Annotated in this window: 13 protein-coding genes; 5 read left to right on the forward strand and 8 right to left on the reverse strand. The window is 32.8% G+C overall.

The features are described 5' to 3' along the window. Nucleotides 1-291: 291 nt before the first annotated feature. The 8 genes from AC3IPI_RS15240 to AC3IPI_RS15275 all read right to left on the reverse strand — a co-directional run bounded on the left by AC3IPI_RS15240 (nucleotide 292) and on the right by AC3IPI_RS15275 (nucleotide 6985). Nucleotides 292-2262 (reverse strand): protein-disulfide reductase DsbD family protein, encoded by a 1971-nt coding sequence (locus tag AC3IPI_RS15240; RefSeq protein ID WP_489153782.1) that lies wholly within the window; start codon nucleotides 2260-2262, stop codon nucleotides 292-294. A gap of 266 nt (nucleotides 2263-2528) precedes the next feature. Continuing rightward, nucleotides 2529-3011, reverse strand: coding sequence for a TlpA family protein disulfide reductase (locus AC3IPI_RS15245; RefSeq protein WP_489153784.1), 483 nt, complete (start codon nucleotides 3009-3011; stop codon nucleotides 2529-2531). 155 nt (nucleotides 3012-3166) lie between these two features. Continuing rightward, complete coding sequence (locus AC3IPI_RS15250; RefSeq protein ID WP_409416259.1) at nucleotides 3167-3526, reverse strand: hypothetical protein; 360 nt, start codon at nucleotides 3524-3526, stop codon at nucleotides 3167-3169. Nucleotides 3527-4109: 583 nt separating this feature from the next. Beyond that, the gene (locus AC3IPI_RS15255) at nucleotides 4110-4916 is read right to left on the reverse strand and encodes a hypothetical protein (RefSeq protein WP_489153786.1); all 807 of its coding nucleotides are present in this window, start codon (nucleotides 4914-4916) and stop codon (nucleotides 4110-4112) included. Nucleotides 4917-4918: 2 nt separating this feature from the next. After that, on the reverse strand, nucleotides 4919-5446 hold the full coding sequence (locus tag AC3IPI_RS15260) for a heavy-metal-associated domain-containing protein (protein WP_240474732.1): 528 nt from the start codon (nucleotides 5444-5446) through the stop codon (nucleotides 4919-4921). A 1-nt stretch (nucleotide 5447) separates the two neighbouring features. Further along, nucleotides 5448-5936: a TlpA family protein disulfide reductase gene (locus tag AC3IPI_RS15265; RefSeq protein ID WP_240474733.1), complete on the reverse strand. Its 489-nt coding sequence runs from the start codon at nucleotides 5934-5936 to the stop codon at nucleotides 5448-5450. A gap of 165 nt (nucleotides 5937-6101) precedes the next feature. Further along, on the reverse strand, nucleotides 6102-6464 hold the full coding sequence (locus tag AC3IPI_RS15270) for a heavy-metal-associated domain-containing protein (protein ID WP_489153789.1): 363 nt from the start codon (nucleotides 6462-6464) through the stop codon (nucleotides 6102-6104). Nucleotides 6465-6628: 164 nt separating this feature from the next. Next, nucleotides 6629-6985: a DUF6769 family protein gene (locus tag AC3IPI_RS15275; RefSeq protein ID WP_039114054.1), complete on the reverse strand. Its 357-nt coding sequence runs from the start codon at nucleotides 6983-6985 to the stop codon at nucleotides 6629-6631. 268 nt (nucleotides 6986-7253) lie between these two features. On the opposite strand from AC3IPI_RS15275, the gene AC3IPI_RS15280 reads away from it, so the two are divergent. The 5 genes from AC3IPI_RS15280 (at nucleotide 7254) to AC3IPI_RS15300 (ending at nucleotide 16881) form a co-directional block, all read left to right on the forward strand. Next, nucleotides 7254-9356 carry a glycoside hydrolase family 97 protein gene (locus tag AC3IPI_RS15280; RefSeq protein ID WP_489153792.1) on the forward strand — a complete coding sequence of 701 codons (2103 nt, stop codon included), beginning with the start codon at nucleotides 7254-7256 and terminating at the stop codon, nucleotides 9354-9356. Between the two features lie 280 nt (nucleotides 9357-9636). Next, the gene (locus tag AC3IPI_RS15285; RefSeq protein ID WP_489153794.1) at nucleotides 9637-10602 is read left to right on the forward strand and encodes a type I phosphomannose isomerase catalytic subunit; all 966 of its coding nucleotides are present in this window, start codon (nucleotides 9637-9639) and stop codon (nucleotides 10600-10602) included. Between the two features lie 337 nt (nucleotides 10603-10939). After that, nucleotides 10940-11950 carry a LacI family DNA-binding transcriptional regulator gene (locus AC3IPI_RS15290; protein ID WP_039114058.1) on the forward strand — a complete coding sequence of 337 codons (1011 nt, stop codon included), beginning with the start codon at nucleotides 10940-10942 and terminating at the stop codon, nucleotides 11948-11950. Between the two features lie 310 nt (nucleotides 11951-12260). Beyond that, nucleotides 12261-15350, forward strand: coding sequence for a SusC/RagA family TonB-linked outer membrane protein (locus AC3IPI_RS15295; RefSeq protein ID WP_240474734.1), 3090 nt, complete (start codon nucleotides 12261-12263; stop codon nucleotides 15348-15350). A gap of 16 nt (nucleotides 15351-15366) precedes the next feature. Then, a complete protein-coding gene (locus AC3IPI_RS15300) occupies nucleotides 15367-16881 on the forward strand; it encodes a SusD/RagB family nutrient-binding outer membrane lipoprotein (RefSeq protein WP_489153797.1) in 1515 nt (504 codons plus the stop codon). Nucleotides 16882-17206: the final 325 nt, after the last annotated feature.

Below are 17206 nucleotides of genomic sequence, written 5' to 3' on the forward strand. Positions count from 1 at the left end.
AGGCTATCCAAATTATTTTTGGATAGCCTTTTTTATTAAGTTGCAAAGGTTCTGAGTTTTTGAGATGCAAAGGTTCAAAGGTTCAAAGGTACAGAGATGCAAAGGTCCTGAGACTGTATACTTGTACTGAATACTTCTTTAGCCACAGATTAAAAGATTTTAATTTTTTAAAAACCCGTTTTTATCCGTGTTTTCGCGATAGCGAATCCGCGTCATCCGCGTTCCATCTTTAGGCACAGATTTTGAAACTTCGCGTACTTTGCGAACTTTTCGGTTAATATTTCCTAGAAACTATTTTTTAAATCCTTGAATTCCAGATTTCAACCATTGTTCATATTCAGTAATGTCTGGCGTATATCCAGTAGGTTTATTTAAGCTTTGTTCATTAGTATCTAATATAATGTAATACGGCTGGGCATTTGCTTTATAACGGGTAATCTGAAAATCACTCCATTTATTACCTATTGATTTTATCTTTTTGCCTGTTTCTTTCGATACATATTGTTCCTCGATAGGTAATTCTCTTTTGTCATCAACGTATAATGAAATCAATACAACTTCATTATTTAAGATTGATAAAATACGTGGATCAGACCAAACGTAATCTTCCATTTTTCGGCAATTTACACAAGCAAATCCTGTAAAATCTAAGAGAATTGGTTTGTTTACACTTTTGGCGTAGGCCAATCCTTTTTCATAATCGGTAAATGCCATGATATCATGCGGACCTTTATGTGCTCCGTCTGGTAATGCTATTGCCGATGCAGTTTGCTTGTTTGAGCCACCTACACCATAAGGAGATTCGCTATACGTCATAGGAGGAGGGAAGCCACTTATTAGTTTTAAAGGTGCGCCCCATAATCCCGGAATCATATAAATGGTAAATACCAATACAACTAATCCTATAGACAATCTTCCTACTGAAATAGAAGTTGTAGGAGAGTCATGTGGTAAAGTTATTTTTCCGAATAAGTAGAATGCCAATGTACCGAATATCGCTATCCAAATGGCTAAGAAAATTTCTCTTTCAAACCAATGTAATTGCAGAACCAAATCAGCATTTGATAAAAACTTAAATGCTAAAGCCAGTTCTAGAAAACCTAAAAAAACTTTTACAGTATTTAACCATCCACCAGATTTTGGTAATGTATTTAACCAACCGGGGAACATTGCAAACAACATAAATGGTAATGCTAAAGCAGATGAAAAACCTAGCATTCCTACAATTGGAGCAATACCGCCTTTAGATGCTGCTTCTACAAGTAAAGTTCCGATAATTGGTCCAGTACAAGAAAAAGAAACGATTGCTAGTGCCAATGCCATGAACACGATTCCTAATACTCCTCCTTTATCCGCTTGACGATCCACTTTATTAGCCCAGGAATTAGGTAACATGATTTCGAAGGCACCTAAAAAAGATAGAGCAAATACGACCAATAACACAAAGAAAATAACATTAAACCAAACGTTGGTAGATAATGCATTTAGAGCATCGGCACCAAATAGTAAAGTAATTACGCTTCCTAGAAATACATAAATTAAGATGATAGAAACGCCATATATAATCGCATTCTTGATTCCTTTGGCTTTGGTTTTACTTTGTTTTGTAAAGAAACTTACCGTCATTGGGATCATCGGGAATACGCATGGAGTAAGCAATGCTGCAAAACCAGATAAGAAAGCAATAAAGAAAATCATGTATAAACTAGAGTCAGATTTATCCGATTCTGGTTGCTTTTTTACCACAGTATTTGCATCAACTTTGGTCGTTTTTTCGTTTGTAATATCTGCAGCTTGTATTTCTTTTGCCTCGAGCGTTTTAAGATTAAACTCAAAATATTTTGTTTCGCTAATACAGTTTTCTTTACAAACCTGATAAGCTAGCTCTACTTGTATTGTCTCTTTCTTAGGATTAATTTGTTTGACTAATTGAGTAAAAACTACTTTATCTGAAAAGAAGATTTCATCTACGCCAAAGATTTCATTAAAGGCACGTTTAGTTTCACTTTCAGTTGCTTTTCCAACTAGTTCATAATTATTTTTGTTATCATGAAAAAGGAATTCGGCAGGCAGCGGACCATCTTCGGGAGTGAACTGAGAATATACATGCCAGCCTGATTCGATAGCTCCTTTAAAAGAAAGAATGAATTCGGCATCGGTTTTTTTCTCAATTGAAGCTTCCCATTTCACAGGATTTATAATCTGTGCCTGAACTTTGGCAAAAGCAAAAACCAGGAGTAATAAATATAAGATTTTCTTCATTTTATAAGTTTAATAAGAACGAGTTGTTCTGGTGATAATTTGATTTTTATATACTGATATAATTAATCTGTTGGGTGCAATTTTTAACACATAGAAACATAGATCTTGTACACGCAAAAAAGGCGTTTCACTTGTTTTAAATGCACATAGCTTGCCTAACTATGTGAAAGAAATATGTTTCTTTTTGTTCTCTTTTTTATACATAAAACCTATGTTTCTATGTGTTAAATAATTTTTTAAGAATTGCACGCAACGGGTTGATATAATTATTGTTTTTTGATTTGAGCAATAATTTGTGCTTCTGTTGGATTGATGGCAATTAATTTCCCGGAAGTATTAAAAAGATAGGTACTAGGTATTCCTTTTACTCCAAAGATTGCTACCGATTTTGCATCAAATCCTTTTGGATCTATTAATTGTGGGTGTTTTAGTTTGTCTTTTTCAATGGCTTGTAACCATTTTGCTTTCTCAATATCTACTGATATTCCAACAATTTCAAAATTTTGCCCTTTGTATTTGTCATATAGCTTCACCAAATCTTTGTTGGCTATTCGGCAATACGGACACCAAGATGCCCAAAATTCTACTAAAACTGTTTTTCCTGTATAAGAATTTAGTTTGATTACTTTATTCTTATTATTCTGTAATTGGATATTTGGATATGCATCACCTTTCTTGATTTGTGCATTAACAGAAGTGACAGATAGTAATAAGGTTATTGCTATCAATATATTTTTTATTGAATTCATTGTTTTTGTAATTTTGAAAGAGTTAATTCCAAAGCACAGCAGAAAACATAACAAATACTGCTATATTCCCTGAATAGGATTGGATTTTTTTTTAATGATTTACAGCTTTAATTTGGTTTTGGATAAAACGCATTTATGGCTGTCGCAAAAGGAATCTAGCTTATTTTTGGCGGAAGCCAGATAGAACGGAAATCTGAAGAAATAAAGATTTCTGAATAATAATAGTTTTGCTTTCTTTCAGAAAAATTAAAAAATGAATGATTGTCTATTTGAAAAGAAATCATTGGTGAAAAATAACTACAGTAAACTACAGGACAATCTGCGGCACTTTCTATACAACCATTAGCACATCTGTGTTCTTTTGTTTTAAAGTCTGTTTCTTTACAAGCGGCTTTTAAGAATGTTTTGTTTTTAAAACATATCTTTTCTGTTTTAATTCCACGGGCAAAATTAAGCGTAGGTCCCAAAAAGAAACCAAACGTTATAATTAATAGTATGTAGAATTTTTTTGCCATAAGAAATGCGAAAATAAAATTTAATTATCAGACTAGGTGTTAATTTCTATATAATTAAACCTAACAGATTTTTAAAACCTGTTAGGTTTGGAATGAGACTTAATTTATTGTGTAAAACGACCTTCTACACAATCAAAAGTATGTCTCGATCTTTATTTTTTTCTAACCGAAGAGTAAAAACTTTTTTGTTTCACGCAGATTTTGCAGATTAGAGCAGATTCAATTTTAGTTTATAAATAAATTTGCTCGTATCAGCTTAAATCTTTTTGAAATCTGTGTGAAATTATTTCTAACCAAAGATTAAAAATAACTTTTGTTTCACGCAGATTTTGCAGATTAGAGCAGATTCAATTTTAGTTTATAAATAAATTTGCTCGTATCAGCTTAAATCTTTTTGAAATCTGTGTGAAATTATTTCTAACCAAAGATTAAAAATAACTTTTGTTTCACGCAGATTTTGCAGATTAGAGCAGATTCAATTTTAGTTTATAAATAAATTTGCTCGTATCAGCTTAAATCTTTTTGAAATCTGCAAGAAATAATTCTAGCCAAAGATTAAAAACTACAAGATAGAATTAAACCCTTACTTCGTCACGTTAAAAAAAGTATATTCCAATTTTAAGAAAACACCATCAGATGCGGCACGTTGCATCGAGCTATACAATTCTTTTTTGTAAGCAAGATCAATTCTCGCCTGGCTGTTGATGATAAACTGAATAGAAGGAACTACATCCATATATGATTTTCCATTTTCAGTAATTGTTTGTCCCGTAAATTCCAACATTGCATTAATATTGGTTTGCTTATAACTTGTATATTTTTTAGGATACATTAATTTACCTACCGAAAACGTATAGTTTACTGCATTTTTACCTAAAGCATCTGGAAAGCTATAATCTGGGTTGTTAAGCGCACGCACATAACTTACAGATGAACTCAAGGCAACTTTATGAATTAACTGAGTTGCTACTAAACCTGCTTCGTAACCAGAATTTCCGTTGGTCAGGTCTATAGCTTCCTGATTAAAAAATGAGTTATTATAGCTGTATCGTCCAAAGGCAGCCATCCTAAAATGACTCTGTAAATCATCTACAGAAAAGAATCGGTATTTGGCATAAAAACCACCACCTTTAAGCCCCAATCCGTTTTCTTGGTTGCTTAAAAACGCTGAGGTACGAACCATCAGATTTTTATTAATTCCCCAAGTAACTTCAGGCGTTAAATTGTACATAGAACCACTTTCGTGTTTGTTATCCATAAGTGATTGCCCAACACGAACCCCGATAGAACCCGCCGGAGCGTTACTAGCGGGTTCGGTTACTACAAATAATTCTTGGGCATCTATATTATATGAAATAAAAAATAGGAAGACTAATGATAGATATTTCATTTTTATAATGCTTTTAAGTAATATTCATCCTCATTTTCTGTAGCATAACCAGGATACTTAGAATATGATTTAACTAGTTTTTTGTACTCTTTTTGGGTTACAAAACCTTTATCCAGAACTCTGTATTTTGCTTCAGCATGAGCTACTGGGTTTTTAATATCGATGAAAGTATAAGTAGCATCATCAACTTTTAAGGTTGTATTATCTTCGATTTTATCAGTATGAAATTTAGCTGTTAAAACCAGTGAACCTACGAAGAAACCAGCTTTTTCAACTGCTTTTTTCAATACTTTAGGTTGTAATGAATTATCTTTTTTAAAGTAAACTGTAAACGTATTTGTGTTTAAGTCTGTAGCGATACTATCTACTTCTGTAAAAGATTTTAATTGTTTGTTTATGGCATTAGAACACATAGAACAAGTTAATCCTGTTGCCATTATTTCGGCTTTAGTGATTTGAGAATAAGAATTTACACTTGTTATTACTGTTAAAAGTGCTGCGGCTATGAATTTTATATGTAAGGCTTTCATTTTATTTTTTGTTTTTTTTGATTTGAGCAATTATTTGCGCTTCAGTTGGGTTTATAGCAATCAGTTTTCCTGATGCATCAAAAAGATAGGTCGATGGCAAAGCATCAACTCCAAAAGTTACAGCCGTTTTAGCATCAAAACCTTTAGGGTCGATTAATTGCTGGTGTTTCATTTTATCTTTTTCAATCGCTTTTAACCATTTTGTTTTGTCGATGTCTATTGATATTCCAACAATCTCAAAGTTCTGACCTTTGTATTGGTCATATAGTTTTACCAATTTTTTATTGGCCATTCTGCAAGGAGCACACCAAGAAGCCCAAAAGTCTACTAAAACTGTTTTTCCTTTAAAAGAATTTAGTTTAACGGTAGCATTTTTATTGTTTTGAAGCTGAACATCTGGAAAAGAATCTCCTATTTTTATTTGTGCACTTGCTATAGAAACAGTCGCTACAAGGACGAATAATGTGATTATATTTTTTATTTTGAACATGATATTTTTTTTAATGTTTGTGTGTAGGCTAACCATGTAAGTAATGTAAGTTCATTTAAGAGAAGCATCTAAAACTTATATTTTCTTAAATGACTTATATGGTTCAAGCTGCGCTCCATTTAGCATTACAGGTAAACAATGTTATTTAAATGTTTTTGATTATGATTACTCTGCTTTTTTAGGCTTTGCTTCTCTATCATATTGACAACATCCGTGTAGTTCATCATAAACAGTATTTGGTGCAGTAAATTTTTCATTATCATATCCTGCATCAGCAACACGTTTTAGTATAGCATCAAGATTAGTTTTTTTGTTATCGTAAGTAATAGTTGCCGTTTTAGTATTTTCATTCCAGTTTACTTTGGCTTCCTTATTTATGTTTGCTGCAGTTTCGATGGTTTTCTTGCACATACTGCAGTTACCATTGATTTTTACAGTTTCGGTAGATTTGTTTTTTATTTGCGCGCTGGCGTAAGTAACTGATAGTAATAGAGTCATTACCATCAATAATTTTTTTATTGAGTTCATTGTATGTAATTTTTTTTGGATGGATTAATCCTAAAACATAACAGAAACTATAGCAAATACAGCTATTTCTGCGAATAGAATTGGGATTAAAAAATGTTTTTTTTGATTTAAAGCCTTAAAATGACTTTGAATGAGACAGACTTATGGCTGTCGGGAAATTAAATCTAGCTTATTTTAGGTGGAAGCCAGATAGAACGGAAATCTGAAGAAATAAAGATTTCTGAATAATAGTAATTTTGCTTTCTTTCAGAAAAACTAAAAAGTGAATTGTTTTCTGTTTGAAAAAGTGCCATTGGCGAAAAGCCACAGTTTGCAGTTGTAGAACCACAAGAATTCCCTGAACAACTGTTATCGCAATTATGCTCTTTTTTATTAGAATGCTTTTTCTTGCAACAGTCTTTTGTTGTAGATTCTTTTTTGCAACATGACATTTCATTTTTTGTTCCATGCGCATAAGTAAGCGTTGGTCCCATAAGGAAACCAAGCGTAACGAGTAGCAATATGTAGAACTTTTTTGTCATAGTTGAGGGCAAAGATACTTTTTCTTGGCTGTCGTAGTTGTTAATTTTTTTATAAACCTTTTAGGTTGATTGATTTTTGGTACTTTTTAATGCTTGGTTTTAGGTTTGTAATTATTTGCAATTTTTTGAATACTAACTAGATATATTCTCATATTCAAGCGAGATTAATTATTTTATAATCATAATTTTTGTATTAAGTATGCAAGTATGACATTTTTTATTATGTTTGCTAAATCGATTTAGCAATTCATATAACTTTCTTAAAATTATGAAAAATATACTTTTTATCTGCTTTTTTACTTTCGTTTCAACTGCATTTGTGAATGCTCAGGAACTTAAATCGCCCGATGGAAATTTGATTTTAGAGTTTCATTTAAATCCTGAAGGAACACCAATTTATTCTTTGAGTTATAAGAAAAAAGAAGTGATTAAGGAAAGTAAATTAGGCTTTATCATAAAATCTGATATTATGCTGAATAAAGGTTTCAAGATTGCTGACACCAAATTTCAATCAGAAAACAGTACTTGGAAACCTGTTTTAGGAGAGCAAAAAGAAATACAAAATCACTATAATGAATTAAAAGCGGAGCTTGTTCAAGAGAAAAGCAAACGAAAAATATCAATTTATTTCCGTTTGTTTAATGATGGTTTAGGGTTTAGATATGAATTTCCTGTACAAGATAACTTGCGTCATTTTATTATTCAAGAAGAAACAACCGAGTTTAACTTGACAGGAGATCATAAACTTTTTTGGATTCCGGGAGATTATGATACCAACGAATATAGTTATACAACTTCTAAAATATCCGAGATGCAATCTTTGGTATATAATGCAACTCATGTTTCTTTGGCTGCACAAACGACTATTAAAAATCTGGCTACACAAACACCTTTAATGATAAAGACCGATGCAGGACTTTATATCAATATTCATGAAGCAGCTTTAAAAAATTATCCTGCCATGTGCCTTAATGTCGATGATAAAACCTATTCGCTGAGTTCACATCTTGTTCCTGACGCTTTGGGTAATAAAGGATATATACAAACAGGAAGTTTTACGCCTTGGCGAACAATTGTTGTAAGTGATGATGCTAGAAATATTTTAGCTTCAAAGATGATATTGAACCTTAACGAGCCATGCAATTTTGAAGATACTTCTTGGATTAAACCAGTAAAATATATTGGTGTTTGGTGGGAATATTTTACAGGTGGCGGATCTACTTGGGCGTATTCAGATAATCAAGATGTTGTTATTGGTTCTACCGATTTCTCTAAATTAAAACCTAATAAAACACATGGAGCAAATACGAAACATGTAAAAGAATATATAGATTTTGCTGCTGCAAACGGTTTTGATGCTGTTCTAGTCGAAGGTTGGAATGAAGGATGGGAAGATAATACGGCTTTTAAGAAAGAACGCATTTATAGTTTCACTAAAGCATATCCTGATTTTGATGTAAAAGGTTTAAGCGATTATGCAAGTAAAAAAAACGTGAAGATTGTGATGCATCATGAAACAACATCTTCGACTGGCGAATATGAGCGACAATTAAATGGCGCATTAAATTTTATGGTCGATAATAATTATAATGCGGTCAAAACAGGGTATGTTGGACCAATTATTCCGAGAGGAGAGCATCATGACGGACAACAAATGGTGAATCATTATACGTATGTTGCCAAAGAGGCTGCGAAGCATAAGATTATGGTAGATTCTCATGAGGCAGTTCGACCTACAGGTTTGCACCGAACGTATCCTAACTGGTTTGCTCAGGAATCGGCACGAGGAACAGAGTTTGAAGCCATGGAGGGAATTCATCCAGATCATACTACAATCTTACCTTTTACCCGATTAATGGGCGGTCCGATGGATTATACACCAGGGATTTTTCAGGGAGATTTATCGGTTTATGGATCCAAAAAGAATAAGTTAAGCACAACATTAGTAAAACAACTGGCATTGTATGTTACCATGTACAGTCCGTTGCAAATGGCTGCCGATTTACCCGAAAATTATATGCGTTTTCCAGATGCATTTCAGTTTATAAAAGATGTTGCACTAGATTGGGACGAAACATACATCCTCGAAGCCGAACCGGGAGATTATATCACCATTGCAAGAAAAACCAAAGGAAAACAAGAATGGTTTGTAGGCGGAATAACCGATGAAAATTCGCGTACGGCTATGATTGATTTTAGCTTTTTACCAAAAGAAAAATCATTTACTGCAACAATCTATGAAGACGGAAAAACGGCAGATTATAAAACCAATCCGCAATCGTACAACATCCGAAAAGTAACTGTAAACAGTAAAACTAAATTAAAACAAAAATTAGCAGCAAGTGGTGGTGTGGCAATTTCCATAAAATAGATTTTGTTTGAGAATGGTACGCGGATGACGCGGATTTCCTAAAGGAAAGACGCTGATAAAAACGGATTTTTTATTTTAAGCATTGATTAAAAAATCTGCTCGATCTGTGGTTAAACTTTTCTCTCGCAGATTTGGCAGATTGAGCAGATTTAAGTTAGAAAGAAAACAAAGTATTGTTTTAAAATCCGCTTTTATCCGTGTCTTCGCGATAGCGAATCTGCGTCATCCGCGTTCCCTTTTAGACAATCAAAAAAAAACAAAACAATTAAAAAAATATAATATGAGCATAAAAATTTACCCTTTGCAATTTGAACCAATCTTAAAAGAGAGAATTTGGGGTGGCGAAAAATTAAAAACAATTCTTAACAAACCTATCATTTCTAAAATTACAGGAGAGAGTTGGGAATTATCTACAGTAGAAGGAGATATAAGTGTTGTTGCCAATGGCGAATTAAAAGGAAAATCATTAACAGATTTAATTGATGCATTGCCTAACGAAATTCTGGGAACAGCTGTTTATACCCGATTCGGAAAACAATTTCCATTGTTGTTTAAATATCTAGATGCTCGCGAAGATTTATCGATACAAGTACATCCTAATGATCAGTTGGCAAAAGAGCGTCATAATTCATTTGGTAAAACCGAAATGTGGTATGTAATGCAAGCTGATACCGATGCAAGGATTATTGTTGGTTTTAAAGAAGATTCGAGTAAAGAAGAATATCTAGAAAATCTAAACAATAAAACGTTGGTTTCTATTCTTGATGATGTAAAAGCCAAAGCGGGTGATGTGTTTTTTCTGGAAACAGGAACTGTTCACGCTATTGGAGCAGGATTGGTTGTTGCCGAGATTCAGCAAACATCAGACATTACGTATCGTTTATATGATTTTGATAGAGTAGATGCTCAGGGAAATAAAAGAGAATTACATGTTGATTTAGCTTTAGACGCCATTAATTATAATAAAGTTGATACGTACAAGAAGTATGAAAAGACTGTAAATAAATCTAATGTAGTTGTAGATTGTCCATATTTTACAACAAATTATATTCCGCTAAAGGGAGTAGTGAAAGTAAATAAAAAAGGAGATACTTTTACAGTCTATATGTGTATTGAAGGTACTTTTGAAATTAGATATGAAAATGTAACGTATCAATATAAAAAAGGAGATACGGTTTTAATTCCTGCAGCTATGGATGCTTATGTGCTAAATGGAGAAGCATCAATTTTGGAAGTTACTATTTAGAGGTTCAAAGGTTCTGAGATGCTAAGGTTCAGAGGTTCAAAGAGGCAAAGGTTCAAAGTGACAAAGGTTCTGAGATTCTAAGGCACAAAGAGGCAAAGGTTTTGAGACTGAACACTGCTACTGAAGACTGTAAACTGAATACTGCGACTAAATACTGACCACTAAGTAAATATGCTAATTAATTGGTAAACACTTATGATTACTGATGATAATTCTTAGAAGTGTCTATAAAATAATGTTTTATTCAAAAAAATAATTACAAAATCGTTTTAGTAACTATTTTTATATATATTTGTGATATAATTAATAACAGCTTAATAAAAAATTAACTCGCTAGATGAAAAAGATTACTATTAAGGATATTGCCACTGAGGCGCAAGTGTCTATATCTACTGTATCTTTTGTCATTAATGATAAAGGCGAAAAAATGGGCATTAGTCCTGCGGTAATTAAAAAAGTGCAAGAAGTTGCCGAAAAGCTTAATTATCGACCTAGCATGATTGCGACAAGTCTTAGAACAGGAAAGACTAGATCTATCGGACTTATTGTTGAAGATATTTCGAATCAGTTCTTTGCAGATCTTGCCAGAGTTATAGAGGATGAAGCTAAGAGTATTGATTATAGAGTTTTTTATTGTAGTACAGGTGGTGATGATGAACGTTCTGAAGAATTGATACATAGTCTTTTGCAAGCTAATGTGGATGGTTTTATAATTACACCAACAGAAAAGTTGGAAAAAAGCATAGACCTACTTTTAAAATTGCAAAAACCAGTTGTATTAATAGATAGATATTTTCCTAACCAGAAAGTAAGTCATGTAGTTATGGATAATTACGAAGGCTCGCATTCTGCAACTAAATTTCTATTAAATAAAGGAAGAAAAAATATTGCTGTTGTTAATACTAATTCTGGAATGATCCAGATGAAGCTTAGAGAAGAGGGATATAGAGATGCTTTAAAAGAAGAAGGTATTTATAATGATTCCCTTGTTCTCCATATGGATTACAATAGTAGTGAGGAAAGTAAAATTGCCGATATATTCAGTTTTTTTACAAAGAACCCAAAGATCGATGCTGTATTATTTTTGGCAAATTATATGGGATTAGCAGGACTTCAGGCTTTTAGAGGAATGAAGTTTAGGATTCCAGAAGATGTTTCGGTTATAAGTTTTGATGATCACGATAGTTTTCGATTACATACACCAACGATATCCGTTATTGCACAACCGATTAAAGAAATCGCCGAAAATGCAATAAAATTATTGATGGATCAAATGACAGGGATTAAACCTTTTGTTATTGAAGGAATACGTAAAAAAGGAAATTTAATAATAAGAGAATCTGTATAATATAATAAAATGCCATTTTCTAAAAAAAAAGAATGAAGGGAACTTTGGTTTTTTTTTATTCTTTTTACTAAATCGTTTTAGTAAGTTTTAATTTATCAAAAAAGAAGAATTATTAAAATTTTTTGATCAGTTTACTATATCGATTTAGCAAAATGGCGGAAGTATCAAGTTGATGCTAATCAATGACATTCATAGTTTAGAGATTACGAATGGCATATTAAAATTGAGTTCATATTTTTTATTAATATTTTAAAAACAAACAAGTCAAACACAAACACAAATCAAAACAAATAAACCAAAACGAATGCGTATGAAACAAATTTTAGCAGTGTTAGGAATGGTATTGTTGACAAGCTTAGGGGCTGTGGCACAAAATCGATCAATAACAGGCATAGTAGCAGATGCAGATAACAAGGGAATTGTTTCTGCAACAATAAAGGTAAAAGGAAAATCCATTAGTGCTATAACGGATACCGATGGACGTTTTTCAATGACAGTTCCGGAAGGAAGAATTAGTATAACAGTATCATCTATTGGTTATGTTACACGATATATAGAAGTAGGAGAGAAAGAAAATACTATTAATATATTATTACTATCTAGCGTAGAAGAATTAAAAGATGTTGTGATTACTTCATTTGGAGTAAAAAAACAAAAGAAAAGTTTAGGATACGCAGTTGGAGAACTCAAAGGAGATGATTTGACAAAAACCAAAGAAATCAACTTAGGAAATGCACTTCAGGGTAAAATAGCAGGGGTGAATGTTTCTGCACCAGCTTCTGGACCATCAGGTTCAAGTCGTGTGGTAATTCGTGGAGCAACTTCGGCTTCAGGACTTAACCAACCTTTGTATGTAGTAGATGGTATTCCTATTGATAATAGCCAGCAAGGAAATGCAAATATGTGGGGTGGAGCAGATAAAGGTGATGGTATGTCATCATTTAACCCGGATGATATTGCATCTATGTCAGTATTAAAAGGTAGTGCGGCATCTGCACTTTATGGATATAGAGGTTCAAATGGAGTAATCTTAATTACAACTAAAAAAGGAAAAGCAGGAAAAGGAATTGGAGTAGATTTTAGCACAAACGCTACATTTAATACACCAGTAAGTTTATTAAAATGGCAAGACCAATACGGAGCGGGGGCACCAGTAAATGGAGTTGCTACAAGATTTAATAACTTGCAAGAACTTAGAGATTCTTACTATTTTGCTTGGGGAGATAAATATGACGGAACACCTTCACTTTCTCTTGATGGGCAAACTAGACCATACCAAGCCTACGGAAAAGATAATGTGAAAAACTTTTACAGAACAGGATTTTCTTTCAGTAATACTTTAGCAGTGTCTGGTGGTAACGAGAATACAAATTTTAGATTATCATTCGGAAATACAAAAGATGAGTCAATCTTACCAGGAACAGATTTTGGAAGAAGTAATGTTGCTTTGAGTTTAAACTCTACAGTAAATGAAAAAGTAAGTATTGAAACTAATGCACAATATATTTCTGAGAAAAGTCATAACAGACCTTATTTGAATGATTCACCAAGAAATGCATCTTTTCCTACTACATTTTTAACTCCAGGATCAGATATTAGATGGTTAAGTAACGGATATGATGAAAACGGAGGAGAAGCAGATTATTTTGGAGCAAATACGTACCAAACTAACCCATATTTTGCAACACAAGAAACATTAAATGATGATCTTAGAAAACGTTTTATTGGTTCTGCGAAAGTAAACTATAACATCACAAACAAAATTTACGCTAAAGCAGTAATTGGAATTGATGATATTAATTACGAATATACTGAAATAGAACCTACAGGAATTAATTATAACCCAGGAGGATCTTATGAAAACAGGATTGAAAACCGTTCAGAAGTTAATGCATCTGGTTATTTAGGATACAAAGGCGATATCGGTAAAGACTTTTCATTAGATGCTTTTATTGGAGCAAACCGTCAGCATAACAGATTTAGTGGTATTAAAATGAAAGGGAACAACTTTATCGTTCCGTTTAAATACTTTTATGGAAATACGATGCCAGACAAAACGGAGAAATTATATGGTGAAACCGAAGTAAACTCTCTTTTTTATTCTGCCGATATAGGATATAAAAATTTCTTATATCTAAATGTTACAGGACGTGAAGATTGGTTCTCTACTTTAGACCCTGCTAATAACAGTACATTTTACCCATCTGTAAGTACAAGTTTTGTTTACTCAGAAGTTATCGATTTTCCAGAGTGGATGTCATACGGTAAATTTAGAGCAGGTTGGGGTAACGTAGGAGGTGGATTGCAAGAAGCGTATGCTTTATCATTGAATTATACTGCACCAGACGGACAAACAGATGCATTAGGACAACCAATTTTGGGTATTAAAGGAGAAACAGTTCCTAATAAATTCCTAAAACCTTATAATGTAAGTACAATTGAGTTTGGTTTCGAAAACACATTCTTCAATAATAGACTTAGTACAGATTTAACTTTCTACTACAAGAAAACAACTAATGATATTACTGATGCAGATATTTCTCAAAGTTCGGGTTACAGAACAACCAAGATTAATGTGGGAGAGATTTTAAATAAAGGGGTTGAGTTTGCAGTAAATCTAAAAGCGATAAAAACAGAAAATTTCAGTTGGAATGTAGGTTATAATTTTGCTTACAATAATAGTGAAGTATTGAGTTTATCAGACAAAATTAATACCAAAACATTAGAAGGAAATAGAGATTCCAGAGCTTCGGTAGTTTTAGAAAAAGGACAGCCTTTTGGAGTAATTAAAGCATATGATTATTTAAGAACCGAAAAAGGAAACATTGCATTAGATTCTAATGGTAAATTCATGAGAGGAGATTTAATCATTGCAGGACAAGGAGTAGCTCCAACGTCTATGGGATTATCTAATGATTTTACTTATAAAAACTTAACACTTTCGGTTTTTGTAGACGCTAAATTTGGAGGAGAAATCTATTCGGCCACAAACCAGTTAGGAACACGTTATGGATTGACGGATAAGACTGTTGAAGGACGTGAAACTGGATTTGACGTAGAGGGAGTTGGACCTATTGGAAATAGCGTAAGCGCACACGTTTCGGCATACGATTATTGGAGAAGTTATAGCGATATAACATCAAATTTTGTTTATGATGCCGATTTTGTTAAGCTAAGAGCAGTTTCTTTTAGCTACAATTTCCCAAAAGCATATTTGGCACATTCGCCATTTCAATCTATTAGTTTAGCATTTTCTGCTCATAATTTATGGACAATTTATAGCGCAACACCAAACATTGACCCAGAGTCAAATTATTCTAATAGCAATGCACAAGGACTTGAAAGAGCTTCTATGCCTTTAACTAGAAATTATGGTGTAACACTTAATGTCAAATTCTAATAATAAAAATAGAAAGATGAAAAATAAATATATAAAAATATTCTGTATCGCTATTGTTAGTGCAATGACATTCACAGCATGCGATGAAGGATTCGAGGATTTAAACAAGAATCCAAATGCATTAATAGATCCAGCACCAAAATCGATGTTCACACTTGCTGAAATATATATCGACGGACAAGATTATTCTAACACAAGAGGAAATAATGGATATGCTGCACAAATAGTACAACACTTTTCTTCATTAGGAGGGCCAGGTTCAAAATATTCGTATTCATCAGAATATTCAGGTTCATTGTTTGGAGAATCATACGGTAAGGGATTAAATCAAATTCTTCAGTTGATGTCTGTTTTACCAGAAACTGCAGAAAACTCAAATATGATTCAGGCATGTAGAATCATGAAAGTATTCATGTTCCAGAAACTGACAGATACGTATGGAGAGGTTCCATATTTTGAAGCAGGACAAGGATTTAACGGAAACATTTTTGCTCCTAAATACGACACGCAACAAGTCATTTACAATGATTTATTAAAAGAATTAGACGAAGCAGGAGACGCATTAGATGCTAATAAACCTTTTGTAGGTAATGCCGATTTATTTTACCAAAGTGATGTAGCAAAATGGAAAAAGTTTGCAAACTCATTAATGTTAAGAGTTGCAATGCGTTTGTCCAAAGTAGATCCTGCAAAATCAAAACAATATGTAGAAAAAGCTTTTGCAAAAGGAGTTTTTAATTCTAATATAGATAGTGCAGTGTTAAAACATGATTCAGGACCACAAGGAGTTAGAACAAACCCAATAACATCATCTTGGGTTAGAAATGACTTAAACGGAGGAGAATCAAATATAAAATACAGTAAAACTTTTATAGACTTATTAAAGAATACAAACGATCCCCGTTTAAGAGTTTATGCAAAATTAGAAGCTTCAGGAAATAATAATCCTGCTGATCAGCAAGGACTTGCAAATGATGCAAAAGAGTTTCCGGGTGGAGACAAAAAACTTTTCTCAGATCCTAATACTTCTACAGTATTACGTTTAGATGCACCTACTTTAATCATGTCTTATGCCGAAGTAGAATTTTTATTGGCAGAAGCAGCAGCAAAAGGTTGGAATGTATCAGGAACAGCTCAGCAACATTACGAAGATGGAGTAAAAGGAGCGATGCAAATCCTATCAATTTTTGGAGACAAAGTACCAGCAGTTACCATTGCAGAGTATAACGATTATATTACAGCAAATCCATTTAAAGCTACAGGAACAGAAGCAGAGAAAATAGAGCAAATTATTACTCAAAAATGGATTGTTTTATTATTTAATGGTTTCGAAGCATTCTCTGAGTGGAGAAGAACAGGATATCCAGTTTTAGTACCAGTAAATGATCCTTTAGGAGAAACTGACGGTACAATTCCAAGAAGATTAATATACGATCAATCGGAGTTAATTACAAACGGAGCAAACTACAAAGAAGCAATACAACGTCAAGGGTTGGATTTAATGACAACTAGAATTTGGTGGGATAAATAATTAATTTGGTTGATTAGTTATAATAAGTCGGGTAGGATATACCCTCCCGGCTTATTTTTAAGTTTCTATTTTGATTTTTATAAAAAAAACATTTGTTATAAAGAGGTTAATATATTGTTTTTTAGTACCTTTTTTTTCGCAATCAGCACAACTGCTTTTTGCTGAAAAAGATGGAATTACTTTCCAAAGAACTTAAAATAAACGAATGATTTTTTGAGCAATCTAAAATCTAATACCATCCCAGCGTTTCGGGATTGGAACTAAAATCACCGATCTAAAATTAATATAAGTTTGGCAGCCGTAAAAAAGGAAATAATGTCTAGAT

It is taken from the genome of Flavobacterium sp. GL_143, from assembly GCF_057834355.1.